Annotated in this window: 19 protein-coding genes; 11 read left to right on the top strand and 8 right to left on the bottom strand. The window is 64.0% G+C overall.

Annotated elements, in window-relative coordinates:
- Positions 1–42: 42 nt before the first annotated feature.
- The 3 genes from ACOX7T_RS07755 to ACOX7T_RS07765 all read right to left on the bottom strand — a co-directional run bounded on the left by ACOX7T_RS07755 (position 43) and on the right by ACOX7T_RS07765 (position 3,303).
- Positions 43–2,115 (bottom strand): DUF3656 domain-containing U32 family peptidase, encoded by a 2,073-nt coding sequence (locus tag ACOX7T_RS07755; protein ID WP_433441500.1) that lies wholly within the window; start codon positions 2,113–2,115, stop codon positions 43–45.
- A gap of 92 nt (positions 2,116–2,207) precedes the next feature.
- Entirely contained in the window at positions 2,208–2,525 is a 318-nt protein-coding gene (locus ACOX7T_RS07760; protein WP_433441502.1) for a cell division protein ZapA, read from the bottom strand.
- Positions 2,526–2,715: 190 nt separating this feature from the next.
- Positions 2,716–3,303, bottom strand: a complete 588-nt coding sequence (locus ACOX7T_RS07765) for a rubrerythrin (RefSeq protein ID WP_433441504.1) — start codon at positions 3,301–3,303, stop codon at positions 2,716–2,718.
- 315 nt (positions 3,304–3,618) lie between these two features.
- Between ACOX7T_RS07765 and ACOX7T_RS07770 the strand changes: the two genes are divergently transcribed.
- Together ACOX7T_RS07770 and ACOX7T_RS07775 are read left to right on the top strand one after the other, a co-directional pair.
- On the top strand, positions 3,619–4,356 hold the full coding sequence (locus tag ACOX7T_RS07770) for an ABC transporter ATP-binding protein (protein ID WP_006571236.1): 738 nt from the start codon (positions 3,619–3,621) through the stop codon (positions 4,354–4,356).
- On the top strand, positions 4,353–5,270 hold the full coding sequence (locus ACOX7T_RS07775; RefSeq protein ID WP_006571237.1) for a SufB/SufD family protein: 918 nt from the start codon (positions 4,353–4,355) through the stop codon (positions 5,268–5,270). The genes ACOX7T_RS07770 and ACOX7T_RS07775 overlap by 4 nt, the downstream gene beginning before the upstream one ends.
- Before the next feature lie 55 nt (positions 5,271–5,325).
- On the opposite strand, the gene ACOX7T_RS07780 is transcribed toward ACOX7T_RS07775, so the two are convergent.
- Positions 5,326–5,823, bottom strand: a complete 498-nt coding sequence (locus ACOX7T_RS07780; protein WP_433441507.1) for a SprT-like domain-containing protein — start codon at positions 5,821–5,823, stop codon at positions 5,326–5,328.
- Positions 5,824–6,039: 216 nt separating this feature from the next.
- Here ACOX7T_RS07780 and ACOX7T_RS07785 point away from each other — a divergent pair, with 216 nt between their 5' ends.
- The 8 genes from ACOX7T_RS07785 (at position 6,040) to ACOX7T_RS07820 (ending at position 12,636) form a co-directional block, all read left to right on the top strand.
- Positions 6,040–6,609 (top strand): glycerol-3-phosphate responsive antiterminator, encoded by a 570-nt coding sequence (locus ACOX7T_RS07785; protein WP_433441509.1) that lies wholly within the window; start codon positions 6,040–6,042, stop codon positions 6,607–6,609.
- Positions 6,610–6,728: 119 nt separating this feature from the next.
- A complete protein-coding gene (locus ACOX7T_RS07790; protein WP_433441511.1) occupies positions 6,729–8,165 on the top strand; it encodes an NAD(P)/FAD-dependent oxidoreductase in 1,437 nt (478 codons plus the stop codon).
- Positions 8,158–9,414 (top strand): NAD(P)/FAD-dependent oxidoreductase, encoded by a 1,257-nt coding sequence (locus ACOX7T_RS07795; RefSeq protein ID WP_433441513.1) that lies wholly within the window; start codon positions 8,158–8,160, stop codon positions 9,412–9,414. The genes ACOX7T_RS07790 and ACOX7T_RS07795 overlap by 8 nt, the downstream gene beginning before the upstream one ends.
- Positions 9,411–9,755: a DUF1667 domain-containing protein gene (locus ACOX7T_RS07800; protein WP_433441515.1), complete on the top strand. Its 345-nt coding sequence runs from the start codon at positions 9,411–9,413 to the stop codon at positions 9,753–9,755. Before ACOX7T_RS07795 ends, ACOX7T_RS07800 begins: the two co-directional genes overlap by 4 nt.
- A gap of 30 nt (positions 9,756–9,785) precedes the next feature.
- Positions 9,786–11,276 (top strand): glycerol kinase GlpK, encoded by a 1,491-nt coding sequence (gene glpK / locus ACOX7T_RS07805; protein WP_433441517.1) that lies wholly within the window; start codon positions 9,786–9,788, stop codon positions 11,274–11,276.
- A 114-nt stretch (positions 11,277–11,390) separates the two neighbouring features.
- Positions 11,391–11,828, top strand: a complete 438-nt coding sequence (locus ACOX7T_RS07810) for a hypothetical protein (RefSeq protein WP_433441519.1) — start codon at positions 11,391–11,393, stop codon at positions 11,826–11,828.
- A 195-nt stretch (positions 11,829–12,023) separates the two neighbouring features.
- Positions 12,024–12,236, top strand: coding sequence for a cold-shock protein (locus ACOX7T_RS07815; RefSeq protein ID WP_006571247.1), 213 nt, complete (start codon positions 12,024–12,026; stop codon positions 12,234–12,236).
- Between the two features lie 148 nt (positions 12,237–12,384).
- Positions 12,385–12,636 carry a hypothetical protein gene (locus ACOX7T_RS07820; protein ID WP_433441521.1) on the top strand — a complete coding sequence of 84 codons (252 nt, stop codon included), beginning with the start codon at positions 12,385–12,387 and terminating at the stop codon, positions 12,634–12,636.
- A gap of 125 nt (positions 12,637–12,761) precedes the next feature.
- Here the strand turns inward: ACOX7T_RS07820 and ACOX7T_RS07825 are convergent, their stop codons facing one another.
- Genes ACOX7T_RS07825 through ACOX7T_RS07840 form a run of 4 tightly spaced genes read right to left on the bottom strand, consistent with a single transcriptional unit; the run spans position 12,762 to position 17,076 of the window.
- On the bottom strand, positions 12,762–13,991 hold the full coding sequence (locus ACOX7T_RS07825; protein ID WP_433441523.1) for a pyridoxal phosphate-dependent aminotransferase: 1,230 nt from the start codon (positions 13,989–13,991) through the stop codon (positions 12,762–12,764).
- 3 nt (positions 13,992–13,994) lie between these two features.
- A complete protein-coding gene (locus tag ACOX7T_RS07830) occupies positions 13,995–15,290 on the bottom strand; it encodes a GntP family permease (RefSeq protein ID WP_433441525.1) in 1,296 nt (431 codons plus the stop codon).
- A 48-nt stretch (positions 15,291–15,338) separates the two neighbouring features.
- Positions 15,339–15,719, bottom strand: coding sequence for a RidA family protein (locus tag ACOX7T_RS07835; protein WP_433441527.1), 381 nt, complete (start codon positions 15,717–15,719; stop codon positions 15,339–15,341).
- A 34-nt stretch (positions 15,720–15,753) separates the two neighbouring features.
- On the bottom strand, positions 15,754–17,076 hold the full coding sequence (locus ACOX7T_RS07840; protein ID WP_433441529.1) for an amidohydrolase family protein: 1,323 nt from the start codon (positions 17,074–17,076) through the stop codon (positions 15,754–15,756).
- 251 nt (positions 17,077–17,327) lie between these two features.
- Here ACOX7T_RS07840 and ACOX7T_RS07845 point away from each other — a divergent pair, with 251 nt between their 5' ends.
- On the top strand, positions 17,328–17,987 hold the full coding sequence (locus tag ACOX7T_RS07845; RefSeq protein WP_433441531.1) for a helix-turn-helix transcriptional regulator: 660 nt from the start codon (positions 17,328–17,330) through the stop codon (positions 17,985–17,987).
- The last annotated feature ends 53 nt before the right edge of the window (positions 17,988–18,040 follow it).

Below are 18,040 nucleotides of genomic sequence, written 5' to 3' on the forward strand. Positions count from 1 at the left end.
CATGTTTTGATGTGTTTATTATACCCGGACAGTGGTTTCCCTTTACTCCACGTCCCGGTAGTACAGGCCTCTGGTGTACTCGCCGGGGGTCCAGTCACCCGTCCCCCGGTACCGGGCAGCCACCCGGGCGCACTCGTCGGGGGTCTCGGTGGTGAACATGAGCCGCTGGGCCCACAGGCCGATGCGCTGATAGTCCCCCTGCCGGTCGGCCAGGAACAGTTTTTGGCAGTTGAGAAGCTCGTTGCGGCAGCCCGGCGCCTTCACCACCGGGAACTGCTTGCCCTTCCGGTCGGTGAGCAGGTTCTCGTTGTGGCAGTTGCAGCGGCCGGTCCGGTTCTTGATGACGCAGCTCTCCATGATCATGAGGGGCAGGCGGCCGTAGGTGATGAGCTCGGTGTCCATGGGCTTGGAGATGTCCCGCACCTGGGCCAGCTTCAGCTCAAAGGACAGGGCACAGGACACCAGACCCATCTTCTTGAGCTCCTTGAGGGCCTGGGCATTGTACACCTCCAGGCCGTAGTCGCCCCGAAGGGTGAAGCCCAGCTCTTTGGCGATGGGCAGCATGCCCAGGTTGCCCACCAGGGCGTCGGTGACTCCCAGCTCCCTGGCCTTCTCCAGCTGCTTGACCAGCTCGTCCCGCTCCCGGTCCCAGGCCACACGGGGCAGGGTGACGGCCACCCGGCCCTTGGCCAGCTCCACGGTCTCCGGGTGGGTGTACAGCTCACCGGCGGGCACATAGACCAGCGTGGGGTCCTGCTCCATCAGCGCGGCGGTGACCTGCTCGGCCTTGAGGACGGACACGGTCAGCTCGGGGGCCTCCTTCCGGTTGTTGTACCGGGCCCCGGGGTGGAACTCCCCGCTGCGCCGCTCTGGCAGGGCCGTGCGCTGGCGGGACAGGTCCTCCAGCACCTCACGCCGCATGGCGTTGAGGGCGGACAGGGGCAGGGACAGCCCGTCCTCCACCAGGGCGCGCACCTTGTCGCAGCGGTAGGGGGTGCCGCCGGTCTTGGCCAGCTGCTCCTCCACCTGCTCGGTGGTGATGGCGCGGGTGCGGGCGGCCTCGGGTACGGGGCCCTTGACGGTGGCCACCCGGCCGGCGCTGTCCTCCACGCCCACCTGGGCGCTCTCGCCGGGACGGACCATGGCGTAGAAGGTGACGGGCACACGGGGATTCTCCCGCTGGTACATGGCCCGTGCCTGGGCAAAGAGCTCCTTGGGCTCCCTGGTCTCCTCACGGACGCCGAACATGTTGGGCCCCTGCTTGTCCAGATAGAACCCGTCGGTAAAGCCCTGGCGGGAGAAGGCGGCGGTGAGCTGCTCAATCTCCTCCGGGGTGGGCTCCCGGTTCTCCCTGATGGCCTTGGCGTAGATGGAGATGACCACCGCCACGTACTCAGGCCGCTTCATGCGGCCCTCAATCTTCAGGCAGGCCACGCCCATCCGCTTGAGCTCCTGGATGTGACCGGCCATGGACATGTCCTTGAGGGACAGGGGGTTGCCGTCGGCCTTGCCGTTCCAGCCGTACTTGAGGCGGCAGGGCTGGGCGCACAGGCCACGGTTGCCCGACCGGCCGCCGATCATGGAGGACATGAAGCACTGGCCGGAGTAGCACATGCACAGGGCGCCGTGGCCGAAGACCTCAATCTCAATGGGGGAATTCTGGCAGATGTAGGCGATCTGGTCCCGGGACAGCTCACGGGAGAGCACCACACGGGTCATGCCCAGGTCGGCGCACAGCTTGACGCCGTCCAGGTTGTGGACGGTCATCTGGGTGGAGGCGTGGACGGGCAGGTCGGGTGAGGCCTGACGCAGCACCCGCAGCATGCCCAGGTCCTGGACCAGCACCGCATCCACGCCGATCTCTCCGGCCTCGGCGGCCAGCCGGGCGCCCTCGGGCATCTCCCGGTCGGTGAGCAGGGTGTTGAGGGTGAGGTACACCTTCACCCCCCGCAGATGGCAGTAAGAAACCGCCGCCGCAAATTCCTCCCGGGAGAAATTCTTCGCGTTGCGGCGGGCGTTAAAGTCACCGTATCCCATGTAGACCGCGTCTGCGCCGGCCTGTACGGCGGCGGTCACCGCCTCCATAGAGCCGGCGGGGGCCAGCAGTTCCAGCATAGCGTCCTCCTTGTCTGTTCTTTTGTGTACAAATGAAAAGGGCCGCCGGTCCGCCGGAATCACTCCGCCGGAGGGCGGCCCCTCTGCGTTCATTACTTCTTCTGGTTCTGGAGCTTGAAGATCTCCCGCTTGGCCTCGGACAGCTCCATCTTCAGCTTGGTGGCCTCCTCCAGGTACTCCTTGAGCTGGCGGCGCAGGTTCTCGCTGGCCTCCACCTCTTTGAAGTACTCGTCGGCGATGTTGACGGCGGTGAGCACCGCGCCGTCCACCAGAGAGACCCGGGCGCCCTCCAGCACCTGCTTCATCTGGGTGTCCACATGCTGCGCCACCTTCTCCACATAGCCCTGCTCCTCGGTGGCCACAAGGGTATACTCCTGTCCGGCAATGGTGACTGTGACGCGGTTTTTCATGGCGACCCCTCCAACTGGTTGTTATCTCCATCCGCCCCAGGGGCGGACGTTCGGACCGACGAAATTCCCTCCGCAGGCAGTTTTCCCCTTGTCCGATTCTGTAAACTTCATTATAGCATATGCACAGGTTTTTTTGAATGAATTATTTATAAATTTTCCTGCTTCTCCTCGACCCATCCTGGGGCGGTTTTTACAGCCGCTCCAGGATGCCCCGGATCACCCCGGCGTGGGCCTCCTCATCTCCGGCCAGCTCCAGGTAGAGCTCCCGGAGGGCGCTGTCCCCGGTGCGCCCGGCGGCGGTACGGTAGGCCTCCGCACCCTTCCGTTCGGCCCAGTACCGCCGGCGCAGAATGGCCATCCAGCCCTCTTTGGGCAGCTCCGGCTCCGCCGGGGGCCAGAACTTCACCCCGGACAGCAGGAAATAGGCCGCCGACAGCCGTCCGGCGTGGCGGCGCTCATCGGCCGCCACCCCCATCAGCGCCCGGCCGTTCCCGCCGGGTATCCGCCGGGCCAGGGTCTGGTAGGTCCGCCAGTCGGACAGCTCGTCGGCGATAAAGGCCTGGAGCACCGCTCCGTCCCCACCGGACTGCTCCGCCGGAACAGGGACCAGCTCCGCTTTCCGCTCTTCTGCGGGCTGGACTGCTGCCTGCTCCTCCTCCGAATAAAGCGTAAAGGGGCAGTCGGGCCGGTCCTCCGGCATCACCCGCCGCCAAACCCGCTCAAATACCTCCCGGTCCGCCCCGCACTGGCCGGGCCCCAGGCTGCTGTTCTCGCTCATAGACCGCTCCTCCTGTTATTTCAGCGTTTTCAGACCATACTATGCACCGGAAAGTAAAATTGCGACCCATTGAACTCTTGTTTTCCTAGCTAAATAGTGGTATAACTATATCCAGACTTGTCCAAACACTCTAGGCAGCACCGTGCAATTTGGCAAGAGAACTGGCTGAGTCATTTTGTCTCAAATGAAAGTTTGAAAATCGCCGGAATACTGGATGTATTTCAAGATTTACAAACTGCACAGTTGGGGCAAAAGGGCCAGCCAGGGCCGCAGGCATAATTGTGCGGGATTGCCTCTACAAAGGAGTCAACATATATGTTGGAAATTCGCGATCTCCGCTATGAGGTGGATGACGGCGACCGTACCCTGGGCATTCTCCAGGGCATCAGCCTCACCATCCCCGAGCACAAATTTATCGTGGTCACCGGCCCCAACGGCGGCGGCAAGACCACCCTGGCCAAGGCCATCATGGGCATTGTGGAGCCCACCGGCGGCCAGATCCTGTGGAACGGCCAGGACGTGACCCATATGAGCATCACCGACCGGGCCCGGCTGGGCATCAGCTACGGCTTCCAGCAGCCCCCCCGGTTCAAGGGCCTGCGGGTGCGGGACCTGCTGTCCATGGCCGCCGGCAACGACAAGCTGACCCGGGACGAGGCCTGCCAGTATCTCACCCGCGTGGGCCTGTGCGCCAAGGACTACATCGACCGCGAGGTGGACACCTCCCTCTCCGGCGGTGAGGTCAAGCGCATTGAGATCGCCACCATTCTGGCCCGCAAGTCCGGCCTGATGATCTTCGACGAGCCCGAGGCCGGCATTGACCTGTGGTCCTTTGCCCGGCTGACCGAGACCTTCCGGGACATCCACGACCGCCGGGACGCCACCCTCATCGTCATCTCCCACCAGGAGCGGATCATCGACCTGGCCGACGAGATCATCATGGTCTCCGGCGGCAAGATCGTCAAGCAGGGCCCCAAGGACCAGATTTTCCCCGAAATTCTGGCCAACACCATCTCCGGATGCAGCTATCTCACTGAGGGGGTGAAGGCATGAACCAGGTAGATATTCAGCTCCTGCGTGAAATCGCAGACCTGGAGCGCACCCCCCAGGGTGCCTACAACATCCGCAAGAACGGCCAGCTGGAGAGCCGCTCCAACTCGGCCAACATCACCATTGAGTCCAAGAGCGACAAGCCGGGCATTGATATCCACATCGCCCCCGGCACCAAGCACGAGTCGGTCCACATCCCGGTTATCGTCACCCAGACCGGCCTGAAGGACCTGGTGTACAACGACTTCTATATCGGCGAGGACTGCGACGTGGACATTGTGGCCGGCTGCGGCATCCACAATTCCGGCTGCGAGACCGCCGAGCACGACGGCATCCACACCTTCTACGTGGGCAAGAACGCCCGGGTGCGGTACGTGGAGAAGCACTACGGCGAGGGCGAGGGCACCGGTCAGCGCATCCTCAACCCCCAGACCGTGGTCTATCTGGAGGAGGGCGCCTTCATCCAGCTGGACACCACCCAGATCAAGGGCGTGGACTCCACCAAGCGTGAGACCAAGATTGTGGTGGGTCCCCATGCCGAGGCGGTGGTCAACGAGAAGCTGCTCACCCACGGCAGCCAGACCGCCGAGAGCGACATGGAGATCATCCTGGACGGCGAGGATGCCAGCGGCCGGGTTATCTCCCGCTCGGTGGCCCAGGACAGCTCCCAGCAGGTGTTCTACCCCCGCATGACGGGCAACGCCAAGTGCTTCGGCCATGTCCAGTGCGATTCCATCATCATGGGCGACGCCAAGATCTCCTCTATCCCCGCCATCTCCGCCAACCATGTGGACGCCCAGCTGGTCCACGAGGCGGCCATCGGCCGTATCGCCGGTGACCAGATCACTAAGCTGATGACTCTGGGCCTCACCGAGGAGGAGGCGGAGGAGCGCATCCTCAACGGCTTCCTCCACTAATCTCTCATATATGCAAAGCGGGTCCCGGCGTATCGCCGGGACCCGCTTTTTTTCTCTATTTGTCTCCCTGCTTCAGTGCCAGCTGACCGCCGCAGCGGCAGCGGTACCGCTCCGGGTGGAGCACCACGCTGGACGCCCTGGCCCGGACAAACTCCGCCCCGCAGCGGGTACACACCAGCACGTACCGGGCCGGCTTCTGCTCGGGCAGGCCCATGGCCTCCCAGGTGCCGGTGCGGGAGATATGGTAGCCCCACCGGGCGTTCATTCTGGCGGCATAGCCCTTCCACCGCTCCCCGTGGTTGCGGCAGCCCCGGCAGGTGTGGAGCACCTCGTGGGCCAAGACCTCCGTCACTGCCTCCTCCCCCGCCGGCAGCAGCCGGGCGGAGATTTCGATGATATACCCGCCCGATACCGGGCGGCAGCAGCCCAGCCGGGCCACCGCACGGGCGTTGAGCCGGACGTGGGGGTCGATGCCCTCGGGCACCGGGATGCCCGCCGCCCTGGCCTGGGCAATCACCCGGACCAGCAGGGCGTCCATCTGATGTTTCTCCATGTCCGTTCCCTCCTCCGCTGAGCTTTGGCCCCCATTATACCACTCCCCATGCCCCGGGAAAAGGCCCTTGCTTTTTTCCAGCCGTGCTGGTATAATCAATCTTGCCAAAGGGCGGCATCTTGATTCCGTCTTACTTGTGCACAGTGTTGTGGAGAAGCGCAGGGTGGCTGAAGGCCGCTTTGCGCCCTTTTTATTTGGTTGAGAGGAGGGAGCGGAATGGACGCACCGGCGCTGTTTGACCTGCTGGCCGACGGGCCGGTGATTGCCGCCGTGAAGAACGGGGAGGGTCTGTCCGCCGCCCTGGAGAGCAGTGTGCCGGTGGTCTTCCTCCTCTGTGGGGACATCCTCACCGTAGGAGAGGCCGCCGCCCGGTGTCACGCCGCAGGAAAAGCAGTGTTTGTCCACCTGGACCTGGTGGAGGGGCTTGCCCAAAAGGAGATTGCCGTGGACTTCATTGCCCGGAGCACAGAGGCCGACGGCGTCATCTCCACCCGCCCCGCCCTGACCCGCCGGGCCAGGGAGCTGGGCCTGCTGGCGGTGCAGCGGATTTTCCTGCTGGACTCCATGGCACTGCGCAACGTGGAGCGCCACTTTTCCCCCGACGCCGCCGACCTCATCGAGGTGCTGCCGGGGCTGATGCCCAAAATCATCCGCAAAATCTGCACCTCCACCGGCAAGCCGGTCATCGCCGGCGGGCTCATCTCCGACAAGGAGGATGTGACCGGTGCTCTGGGCGCGGGAGCTATGGCGGTCTCCAGCACCAACCCGGCGGTGTGGAACATGTAGTTCTGCCCATTTGAACTGAATATCTCCCGTTGTTTCATGAGATTGAGAGCGAAACAGGGCCTGTCCCCGGCTGGGGACGGCTTTGTCTCGCTCTTTTTGTTTTGTCAGGAGGGATTTCTTTGTACGACGTCATTATCATCGGCTGCGGCATCACCGGCGCAGCGGCGGCCTTCCATCTGTCCCGGTACAAGCTGAGCATCTGCGTGCTGGAGGGGTCCAACGATGTGTCCTGCGGCACCACCAAGGCCAACTCCGCCATTCTCCACGCCGGGTACGACCCGGAGCCGGGCACCCTGATGGCCAGGCTCAATGTACGGGGCGCGGAGCTGGCGGCTCAGCTGTGCGCGGCGCTGGATGTGCCCTACCGCCGGTGCGGTTCCTTTGTGGCCGCCTTTACCGAGGAGGACGAACGGACCCTGCAAACCCTGCTCCGCCGGGGTCAGGCCAACGGCGTGGCCGGGCTGGAGATTCTCACCGGCGAAGCGGCCCGCGCCCTGGAGCCCAACCTGTCCCCCGAGGTGCGGGCCGTGCTCCACGCCCCCACCGCCGCCATCTGCTCCCCCTGGGAGTACTGTCTGGCACTGGCGGAAACGGCAGTGGTCAACGGCGCCCACCTGAAGCTGGAGCACGCCGTCACCGGCCTGGAGCGGATGGAGCAGGGCTGGCGGGTCCGCACCACTCAGGGGGACGTGGAGGGCCGGTTCGTCCTCAACGCCGCCGGGCTGGGGGCTCAGGCCGTCCATGAGATGGCCGCGCCCCGTGACTTTCTGCTCCGTCCCTCCCGGGGCCAGTACTACCTGCTGGACAAGAGCGAGGGGGACCGGGTTGGCAGGGTCATCTTCCAGTGCCCCGGCCCTCTGGGCAAGGGCGTGCTGGTGACCCCCACGGTCCACGGCAACCTGATGGCCGGTCCCAACGCCGAGCCGGTGGAGGGGGACGACACCGCCACCACCGCCGCTGGGCTGGACTTTGTCCGCCGTACCGCCGCCCGCTCGGTGCCGTCGGTGGCCTTCGGGGCGGTGATCCGCACCTTCGCGGGGGTGCGCTCCGCCACCGACCGGGGCGACTTCATCATCCAACAGGCGGCTCCCGGGTTCTTTGACCTGGCGGGCATCTGCTCCCCCGGTCTCACCGCCGCCCCCGCCATCGCCGAGTATGCCGCCGGGCTGCTGGCCGATGCCGGTCTGGAGCTAGAGGAAAAGCCGGACTTTGTCTGTTCCCGGAAGCGCATCCGCTTCAAGGAGCTGCCTCCGGCGGAGAAAGCGGCCCTGGTGGCCGCCCGGCCGGAGTACGGCCGCATCGTCTGCCGGTGCGAGACCATCACCGAGGGCGAGATTCTGGACTGCTTCCGCCGCCCCATCCCGCCCCGCTCCCTGGACGGGGTAAAGCGCCGGGTGGGGGCCGGTCTGGGCCGGTGTCAGGGCGGCTTCTGCGGCCCACGAGTGGCCGAGCTGCTGGACCGGGAGCTGGGCCTGGGCGGCAGAAAGCTGCTGCAGGAGAACACCGGCAGCTGGCTGCTGGCCGAAGAGACGAAGGGAGGTCACAGCCATGTATGATCTGATTGTCATCGGCGGCGGACCCGCCGGTCTGGCGGCCGCCTGCGCCGCCTGGGAGAAGGGCTTGCAGTCCATCCTTCTGGTGGAGCGTGACAGGGAACTGGGCGGCATCCTGAACCAGTGCATCCACAGCGGCTTTGGCCTCCAGTATTTCAAAGAGGAGCTGACTGGCCCGGAGTACGCCGGGCGGTTTATCGAAATGCTCTCGGACACCGGCGTGGAGGTGCGCCTGGAGACAATGGCCCTGGAGATCGCTCCCGGCCCGGTGGTCCACATGGTGGGCCCCGGTGGCTACGCCGTGGAGGAGGCCAAGTCGGTGGTGCTGGCCATGGGCTGCCGGGAGCGGACCCGTGGGGCCATCGCCATCCCGGGCACCCGTCCCGCCGGTGTGCTCACCGCCGGGGCCGCCCAGCGGTACGTGAACATGGAGGGCTGGCTGCCCGGCAAGCGGGTGGTCATTCTGGGCAGCGGAGACATCGGCCTCATCATGGCCAGGCGTATGACCCTGGAGGGGGCGGAGGTGCTGGCCTGCGTGGAGGTCATGCCCTACTCGGGCGGCCTGAACCGGAACATCGTCCAGTGTCTGGAGGACTTCAACATCCCCCTCTACCTGTCCCATACGGTGACCGACATCAAGGGCAGGGACCGGGTAGAGCAGGTGGTGGTGTCCAAGGTGGATGAGCACCGCCGCCCCATCCCGGGCACCGAGATGGTCTTTGACTGCGACACCCTGCTGCTGTCGGTGGGGCTCATCCCGGAGAACGAGCTGACCCGGCAGGCGGGCATTGAGATGGACCGCCGCACCGGCGGCGCAGTGGTGGAGGAAAACATGGAGACCTCCATGCCGGGGGTATTTGCCTGCGGCAACGCCGCCCACGTCCACGACCTGGTGGACTTTGTCACTGCCGAGAGCGCCCGTGCCGGTGAGGCCGCTGCGGAGTATGTGCTGTCCGGCGGCACGCCAGCCGGGGAAATTCTGACCATTACCCCCGGCGACGGTGTCAACTACACGGTCCCCCAGCGGCTGCGGCCCCACCGGGCGAAAAACGGCTGCGGGGTGTTCTTCCGGGTGGGCCGGATTTTTAAGGACAGCCGGATTGTGGTGTCCTCGGATGGGCAGGAGCTGGCCGCCTTCCCCCGGCGGCACATGGCCCCCGGCGAGATGGAGCGCATCACCCTCTCCCCTGCCCTGCTGTCCCAGGCCGGGGATCATCTGACCATATCCGTCCAGGAGGTGACCGGAAGATGAAGAATTTAATCTGTATCGTGTGCCCCAGAGGCTGCCGCCTGAAGGTGGATGAGGAGCATGATTACGCCGTCACAGGAAACGGCTGTCCAAGAGGGGCGGAGTATGGTAGAATAGAGCTGACCAACCCCACCCGGGTGGTCACCTCCACGGTGCGCTGCGCGGGCGGCGTCCACCCCCGCTGTCCCGTCAAGACCGACCGGCCCATCCCCAAGGCGCTGGTGCGGGCGGCCGCGGCGGCGCTGGACGGCGTGACCCTGACCGCACCGGCGGAGCTGGGCCAGGTGGTGCTCTCCGACGTGTGCGGCACCGGAGCCAGCTTTATCACCACCCGGGCCATCTGACAGACCACCAACTTGACAGGAGGCATCGCCATGGGCAAGTATATTCTGGCGCTGGACCAGGGTACCACCAGCTCCCGCGCCATCCTCTTTGACAGCGAGCAGAACATTGTGGGCATCTCTCAGAAGGAATTCACCCAGATCTACCCCCGGGAGGGCTGGGTGGAGCATGACGCCATGGAGATCTGGTCCTCCCAGTATGCGGTGATGATGGAGGTCATCGCCCAGACCGGAGTGTCCCCAGCGGACGTGGCGGCCATCGGCATCACCAACCAGCGGGAGACCACCATTCTGTGGGACAAGACCACCGGACGGCCCATCCACAATGCCATCGTGTGGCAGTGCCGCCGGACGGCAGAGATTGTGGACCAGCTCATCGCTGACGGTCTGGGGGACCACATCCGGTCCGTCACCGGCCTCATCCCCGACGCCTACTTCTCGGGCACCAAAATCAAGTGGATTCTGGACCATGTGGAGGGGGCCAGAGAGAAGGCCAAGCGGGGCGAGATTCTCTTCGGCACGGTGGACAGCTGGCTGCTGTGGAAGCTGACCGGCGGGGCGGTCCACGCCACCGACGTGACCAACGCCTCCCGCACCATGCTCTTTGACATCCGCCGTCTGGACTGGGACGACACCCTGCTCCAGGCCCTGGACATTCCCCGGGCCATGCTGCCCCAGGTCCGCTCCTCCAGCGAGGTCTACGGCTACGCCGACATTCAGGGCATCCGGGTGCCCATCGCGGGCATGGCGGGCGACCAGCAGGCCGCCCTCTTCGGCCAGACCTGCTTCAACCCCGGCGACGCCAAGAACACCTACGGCACCGGCTGCTTCCTGCTGATGAACACCGGCTCCACCCCCTGCGAGAGCAAGAACGGCCTGCTCACCACCATTGCCATCGGTCTGGACGGGGGCGTGCAGTACGCCCTGGAGGGCTCGGTATTTGTGGGCGGCGCGGTGATCCAGTGGCTGCGGGACGAGATGCGCTTCTTCACCGAGAGCCGGGACGCGGAGTATTACGCCCAGAAGGTGCCCGACAACGGCGGCGTGTATCTGGTGCCCGCCTTCACCGGCCTGGGCGCCCCCTACTGGGACATGTACGCCCGTGGCGCCATCGTGGGCCTGACCCGGGGCACCCGGCGGGAGCACATCATCCGGGCGGCCCAGGAGTCCATCGCCTACCAGGTGGCCGACCTGGTGAGGGCCATGGAGGCAGACACCGGCGTGCCCCTGACCCAGCTGAAGGCGGACGGCGGCGCCAGCCGGGACCGGTTCCTCATGCAGTTCCAGGCGGACATTCTGGACCGGCAGGTCCGCAGGCCCATGATCCGGGAGACCACCGCTCTGGGCGCGGCCTATCTGGCCGGTCTGGCCACCGGGGTGTGGAAGGACCGGGAGGAGATCACCCACCTCTGGGCCTGCGACACCACCTACACCCCCGACATGGACCCTGGCCGCCGCGCCGCCCTCATGGACGGCTGGCACCGGGCCGTGGGCCGCAGCCGTGGCTGGGCCAATGGCGGATAAGGATTTCTCAGCGTAGGACAGGGGCGCTCCCCCTGTCCTACGCCATTTTTCCCTTGTTCTCCCCTGCCTTTTGGTGTAATATGGAAAAGACAAGCAACAGGAGGCGGATGGCCGATGCGCGAAATTGATACATATTCCTACCGCTGCGGCGTGATGGACTGCTTTTGCGAGATGGTGCGGGCCGGGGTGAAGAATCTGGCCCTGAGCCACCCGGTGGACAGCCGGGCAGAGTGGGAGGAGCTGGGTCCCTTTGCCGCCAAAATCGCGGGGCAGTACGGGGTGAAGTGCTACCCGGAGGAGGCGCCCCTGGTCACCGACCTCTTTCCCGTTTCGTCCGCCCGTGGGAAGTACCTCTACCTCTTCTACCGGGCGGACCATGTGCTGGGGGAGTACCTGCGGCTCAAGGAGCGGAAGGCGTCCATGGTGGCCGAGCGGGCCTACTTCGGCGGCAACCGGACCCAGATCGCCCGGGAGTACGGCCGTCTGCTCTCCTACTCCCCTGAGACCGTCCGGGCCCTGCTGGCGGCCAATCAGGACCGGGAACGGGTGTGACGTCCCACCCGCCGGGCAGGGGTATTTATTTCTGTTGACAACCGTTCCTGCGGATGTTATCATAGGTAATGATCTTCTCTATGCACGACCTGAACTCACATTTTTGTAAGTCATCGTCTGCTCACTGGATGATGATAAGCGAAAATGTGGGTTTTCTTTTGCGCAGAGATCAAATTTTTTGCAGGAGGTACCAGCATGTATCAGGGTACTGTAAAGTGGTTCAATGAGACCAAGGGCTTCGGCTTCATCTCCAACGACGACGGCAGCGGCGACGTGTTCGTCCACTTCTCCGCCATCCTGGTGGACGGCTTCAAGACCCTCGCCGAGGGCCAGAAGGTGTCCTACGACACCGAGCCCGATCCCAAGGACGCCGGCAAGCTCCGCGCTGTCAACGTCCGTCCTCTCTAAGGATATAAAGGATGTAACCCGCCGCGCACTGCGCGGCGGGTTCTCTTTTGCCCGTCACCCCCGGGGCCGGGCGGACATATGCTGTACCGTGGGGCGGAGGCGGCGCCGCCGTCCCCGCTCCGCCAAAACTGCTTTGGGGGATACTCATATGTGCAATTGTTCCAACCGCCGCCGCTGCTGTTGCTGCGGCTGTTCCTGTGGCTGCGGCTGCTCCTGCGGGAGCGGCGGAGCCGTCACTCTTCCCTCCTTCCCCGACCGTCCCGCGTGGGACTCCGCCCCCTCCGGGGACAGCTTCCCCGTCTACGTGGCCATGCCGGCCTATATGGCCCGGGGCTCCGCCAATATGCAGGTCTCCGTGGAGATGGACTCCGGTTCCTCCTGCTCCTGCAGCCGGGGCTGAACGCCCCCGCCGCCTTCCGGCGGCGTACTTATCCCCGCTCATATGAACTTCCCCTGTAAGCAGACACCGGGCGGGCACCCAAAAGGGTGCCCGCCCGGTGCGGTTTTGTATGGATATTCCGGTCCTTATTCCGTAATGCCCAGCTGTGCGGCCCGCTTGGCCAGAGCCGCGCACAGGCGGTCGATACCGTCCAGGCTCTTCTGCCGGTCGGCAAACACGCCGTAGATGATGCGCAGGTGGCCGTCGCCCTGGTCGCCGTAGAACTTGCCGTCGTTGACCAGCGTCTTGGCCTCCTCGGCCAGATAGGCGGTGATCTCGCTGGAGTCGCCCAGGCGGCTGACGTTGACCCAGCCATAGAAGCCGGACTCCATCAGCGCCATGGACACGCCGGGCACCGCGTTGAACTTCTCATAGGCGTAGCGGCGGCGGAAGTCCTGCTCGGCCACGTACTCCTTGATAAAGGAGGTGTCCTCGTAGGCGGGGATCATGGCCATCTGGACCATGGTGTTGGCCGCGCCCTGGATATTCACCGCAGTGGCGTACATGGCGTCCATGATCACGTCGTTGGCGAAGATGTAGCCCACCCGGTATCCGCTCAGAGCCATGCCCTTGGAGCAGGAGCAGACGGTGACGGTGCGCTCCCACATGCCGGGGAGAGAGGCCATGGTGACCATCTCGTGGCCGGGGAACACGGTGTCCTCAAAGGCCTGGTCGCACACGCAGATGAGGTCGTGCTTGATGATGAACTCGGAGAGCTCGGTCAGCTCCTCCCGGGTGAACACACGGCCGGTGGGGTTGTTGGGGGAGGAGAGCAGCACCATCTTGGTCTTGGGGGTTACCCGCTTCTCATACTCCTCCACCCGCAGGCGGTAGTTGTCCTCCTCGTAGGTGGGCACCTTGACCACCACGCCGTTGAGCAGCTGGGGATCCAGGAAGTTGCTGGGGTAGCTGGGGTCGTGGACCAGCACCTCGTCGCCGGGCTCAATGAAGGGGGTCATGGCGAAGTAGAGGCCCACGTCGGAGCCGGGGTTGATGATGATGTTGCGCTGGGGGTCCACCTTGATGTGGTTGTCCCGCTCGATCTTCTTGGCAATGACCTCTTTCAGGTCGGCGTTGCCGATGGGCGGGGTGTAGTGGCAGGCGATGCCCTGCTGGATGACCTCCACGCTGCGCTCCAGCACCTTCTGGGGGATGACCCGGTCGGGATAGAAGGGGTCGGCCCAGCACATCAGAGTGCCGCCCTCAGCCTGGAGCTTGGACACCGCGTCGCCCACGTCGGCCTTGCCCGCCTTTTCGGAGAACAGGCCGCCGTCCAGCGTGCGGAAGAGCGGGCGCATCTTGTCTTTAATGCTCATAAATCAGATCACTCCCAGGTGAGCCATGATGATGTTGGCAATGGTGGCCAGGGTGGTGGTGACAACGGTCACCACGAACAGGTGCTTGTAGCCCTCCTTGTGGGTCACGCCGCAGTAGGACAGGGTGAGCACGATGGCGCTGTTGTGGGGCAGAGAGTCAAAGGTAATCTGAGAGATATTGGCGATACGGGTCAGAGCCTCGGGGTTGCCGCCCATGGCCACCAGCTTGTCGGTGAAGTTGTCCAGCACGAAGGCCAGGCCGCCGGTGGCGCTGCCGGTGAAGCCGGCGATGACGGCGATGCAGACGAACAGCATGATGTAGGGGCTGCCGAAGGAGGCCTTCTCCAGCAGGCTGAGCAGCAGGTTGTAGCCGGGAACGGAGCCCACCACGGAGGCCAGGCCGCAGATGGCAGCGGTCTGGATGACGGACTGGGAGTTCTTGGCGCCCTCAGCCAGGGTGTTGACGATCTTGTGGAAGCCCTCGTAGCGCTTCCAGAACATGATGGCCAGCACCACGCAGCCGGTGAACAGGGCAGCCCAGGCGGGCCAGTGGATCACGTTCAGCAGCACCACCACGATGCCCATGGGGATGAGCAGCAGGAAGGGATTGGGCAGACCCTCGGTGTTCAGGTCCACGTCGTCCTTGTCGCCCTCGCGGGGGATGAAGCCCTCACCCCGGGCGATGTACTTCTTGCCGGCGTGGTGGAGGTACCACAGGTTGCCGCCGCCCACGATGATGAAGCCCACAATGGCCATCCAGAAGCCGGCCATGGGGGTGGTGCCGAAGGCGTTGGCGGGGAGGACGATGTTGTTGATGGGCATGCCGGGCAGGGCCTGCATGGCCACAGCGCCGCCCAGCACGCAGGCGGGGATCAGGCTGCGGGAGATGCCGGCGGCCTTGAAGAAGGCGGCGGCCAGGGGGTACATGGTGAAGATGATGACGAACACGTCAATGCCGCCCACGGACATGGCCAGGGTGGCCAGGTAGACGGCGGCCACCGCGCTGGACGGGCCCAGCTTGCGGAACACGCCGCTGGCAACGGCCATGGGCAGGCCGGACATCTCCAGCATCTTGCCGAACATCTGGCCGCCCAGGAAGATGGGGAACAGGGCCAGAACCATGTTGGCCACGCCGCCCATGTACACGTTGGCATAGTTGTCAAATACGCCCACGCCGCCGGTGGCTGCCACCAGAAGGGCCGCCACGGTGGACAGCAGGATCAGAGAATAGCCGCGGATGGAGCCCAGAATGATCAGGACCAGAGCCGCCACAATACCAATAAAGCTAATAATTTCCACGAAATTCCCGCCTTTCAGATTTTTAATGGGGTGGGATGGGGTGCCATATTACAGTGCCGCGATTGCCTCAATTTCCACCAGCGCCCCCTTGGGCAGCTTGGCCACCTCCACGGCGCTGCGGGCGGGCTGAACCTCCCCGCAGAAGAACTGGGCATAGACCTCGTTCATGGCGGCAAAGTCGTCCATGTGCTGGATGAACACGGTGGTCTTGACCACCTTGTCCAGCGAGGTGCCGGCGGCCGCCAGAATCTGGGACACATTGGTCAGGGACTGTCTGGTCTGATCTGCCACGTTGTCCGCGTCAATGCTGCCGGTGGCCGGGTCAATGGGCAGCTGGCCGGAGACGAACAGGTAATCTCCCATAACCACCCCCTGGGAATAGGGGCCGATGGCGGCAGGAGCCTTATCGGTGCTGATACGCTTTGTCATGTTTTCTCTCCTCTTTTTCCAGTACTTCTGGGGATTAGACCAGGCGCCAGTCGCAGAAGGTACCGCCCTTCATCTCGTAGCCGGGGGCCAGGATGCTGAAGCGGCGGACGTTCAGGTTGGGCAGGGTGCTCCAGATCAGGCGGCAGTGCTTGGCCACCAGGCGCAGCTTCCGCAGGTCGGAGATGTTCTCGTCTGGCTTGCCCTCCACCACGATGAAGTCGCCCATCAGGCCGGGCTTCAGGGTGCCGGTCACGTCCTGCAGGCCGCACAGCTCGGCGCCGTTGGCAGTGGCCGCCTTGATGGCCTCCAGGGGGGACAGGCCGCACTGGACCAGCAGCTCAATCTCCCGCACCGTGGCGTTGGTGCCGTCCACCGGGTCGGAGGGCAGCAGGTCGGTGCCCACGCAGATCTTGACGCCGTGCTTGTGGGCGTAGGTCACGCCCTGGCGGTGGGTCTTGGCAGCCTCGCGGCCCTTCTCCACCTGGTGGGCGGGGCAGCCGTGGGCCAGCAGATAGTCGTCGCTGGAGGAGACGGAGAGGGTGGGCACAAAGTAGGTGCCGTGCTCAGCCATCAGCTTGGCAGTCTCCTCGGAGAGGGTGTAGCCGTGCTCCACGGAGTCCACGCCCAGAAGGACGGACTGGCGGATGGCCTTGTCGTTGGACAGGTGGGCAAAGCACTTCTTCCCCGCCCGGTGGGCCACGTCCACCACGGCCTTCACTTCCTCGTCGGTCATCTGCATGTCGCACAGACCCTCGTTGGCGGAGGCCATGCCGCCGGTATACATCATTTTCAGCTGGTCGGCACCCGCAGCCAGCTGGAGCCGGGCGGCCTTCATGAACTCGTCCACGCCGCTGCACATGACCACCGAGTTCTCCTCGGAGCCGTGGCCGTTGTGGGCCACCAGGCCCTTGCCGCAGGCGATGATGTTGGGGCCGCAGAGCATGTTCTTGTTGATGGCCTTCTTCAGGCCCACGTCGATATCGTCAGGCAGGGCGGCACTGCGGATGGTGGTGACGCCGCAGTCCAGGGCCTCAGCCGCCCGGCGGTAGCTCAGCAGGGTGCGGTAGGGCACGCCGAACTCGTCATAGCTGTTGCCCAGCGCACGGTAGGGCAGCATCAGATCCAGGTGGACATGGCAGTTGATGAGGCCGGGCAGAATGGTGTGCCCGGACAGGTCGAACACCGCGTCCTCCGGGCCAGCCTTGGCCAGGATCTCCTCATTCATCTCGCCCACATACTCCACGACGTCCTCATTGAACTTGTCCTCAATGTTGTCAAAGACATAGAGGCCGTTCTCAATGGCCGGCGCGCCGGTACCGTCCACGATGCGCACATTCTTCAGATAGGTACGTGACATAAGCAATGCTCCCTTCCAGCTCGTCTGTTGGTTTTTTCCAGTCTCAGTCCATCCGTTTGTATTTCTATCCACTGTAATAAAATTTATTATACGCTGAATTTTCGTCATGTCAATAATGGGTTCTCCTGATATGGCCAGTCTGTTTTTGTCGTTTTTCACCAATCCATCTCTTTTTCTGGAAAAACGCTTGTGCGCAATTTTTATTTGTGATATTTTGATCTATCATGACCCATTCAGGAAAGGGAGACGCTATGGAACGGGCGGAAATTGTACTTACCCCTACGGATCGGCTGATTCTGGAGTCCTACCGGGAGCTCGTGTGCGGGCTGGAAGATTATCTGGGCGGCGCATATGAGATTGTACTGCACAGTCTGGAGTCAATGGAGCACTCTGTCATCGCCATTGCCAACGGCCACTATACCAACCGGCATGAGGGCTCCCCCATTACAGACCTTGCTCTTGACATGCTCCGCTCCATTGAGCAGGAGAACGGGAAGAGCTATATCTCCTATTTCGCCCGCAACCGCCGGGGGGAGCCTCTGCGCTCCACCACCATTGTGATTTACGGGGAAAACCGGCGGGCCATTGGTCTGCTCTGCATGAATTTTTATCTGAACACCCCCCTGCACAAGGTGATCAGTCACCTGACGGAGAACGCGGTGGATGACCGGCCCATGCTGACGGAGACCTTTGTGGACAACGCGGAGGAACTGCTGACCCGGGTTGTGGAGCAGGTCAAGGAGGAGGTGGAGCAGGACAGCCACATCCTCCCCTCTCTCAAAAACAAGGAGATCATCAAGCGCTGCAACAGCCAGGGTATCTTCCAGATCAAAAGCGCGGTCACCAGTGTGGCCAAGCTGCTGAACATCTCAAAAAATACAGTCTATCTCCATCTGAAGTCTCTGGAGTAAGCCCGATTTGACAAAAAAAGTCCCGCCGGTCCGTTGGACCGGCGGGACTTTTT

The organism is Pseudoflavonifractor sp., from assembly GCF_050943825.1.
GTDB lineage: Bacteria > Bacillota > Clostridia > Oscillospirales > Oscillospiraceae > Pseudoflavonifractor.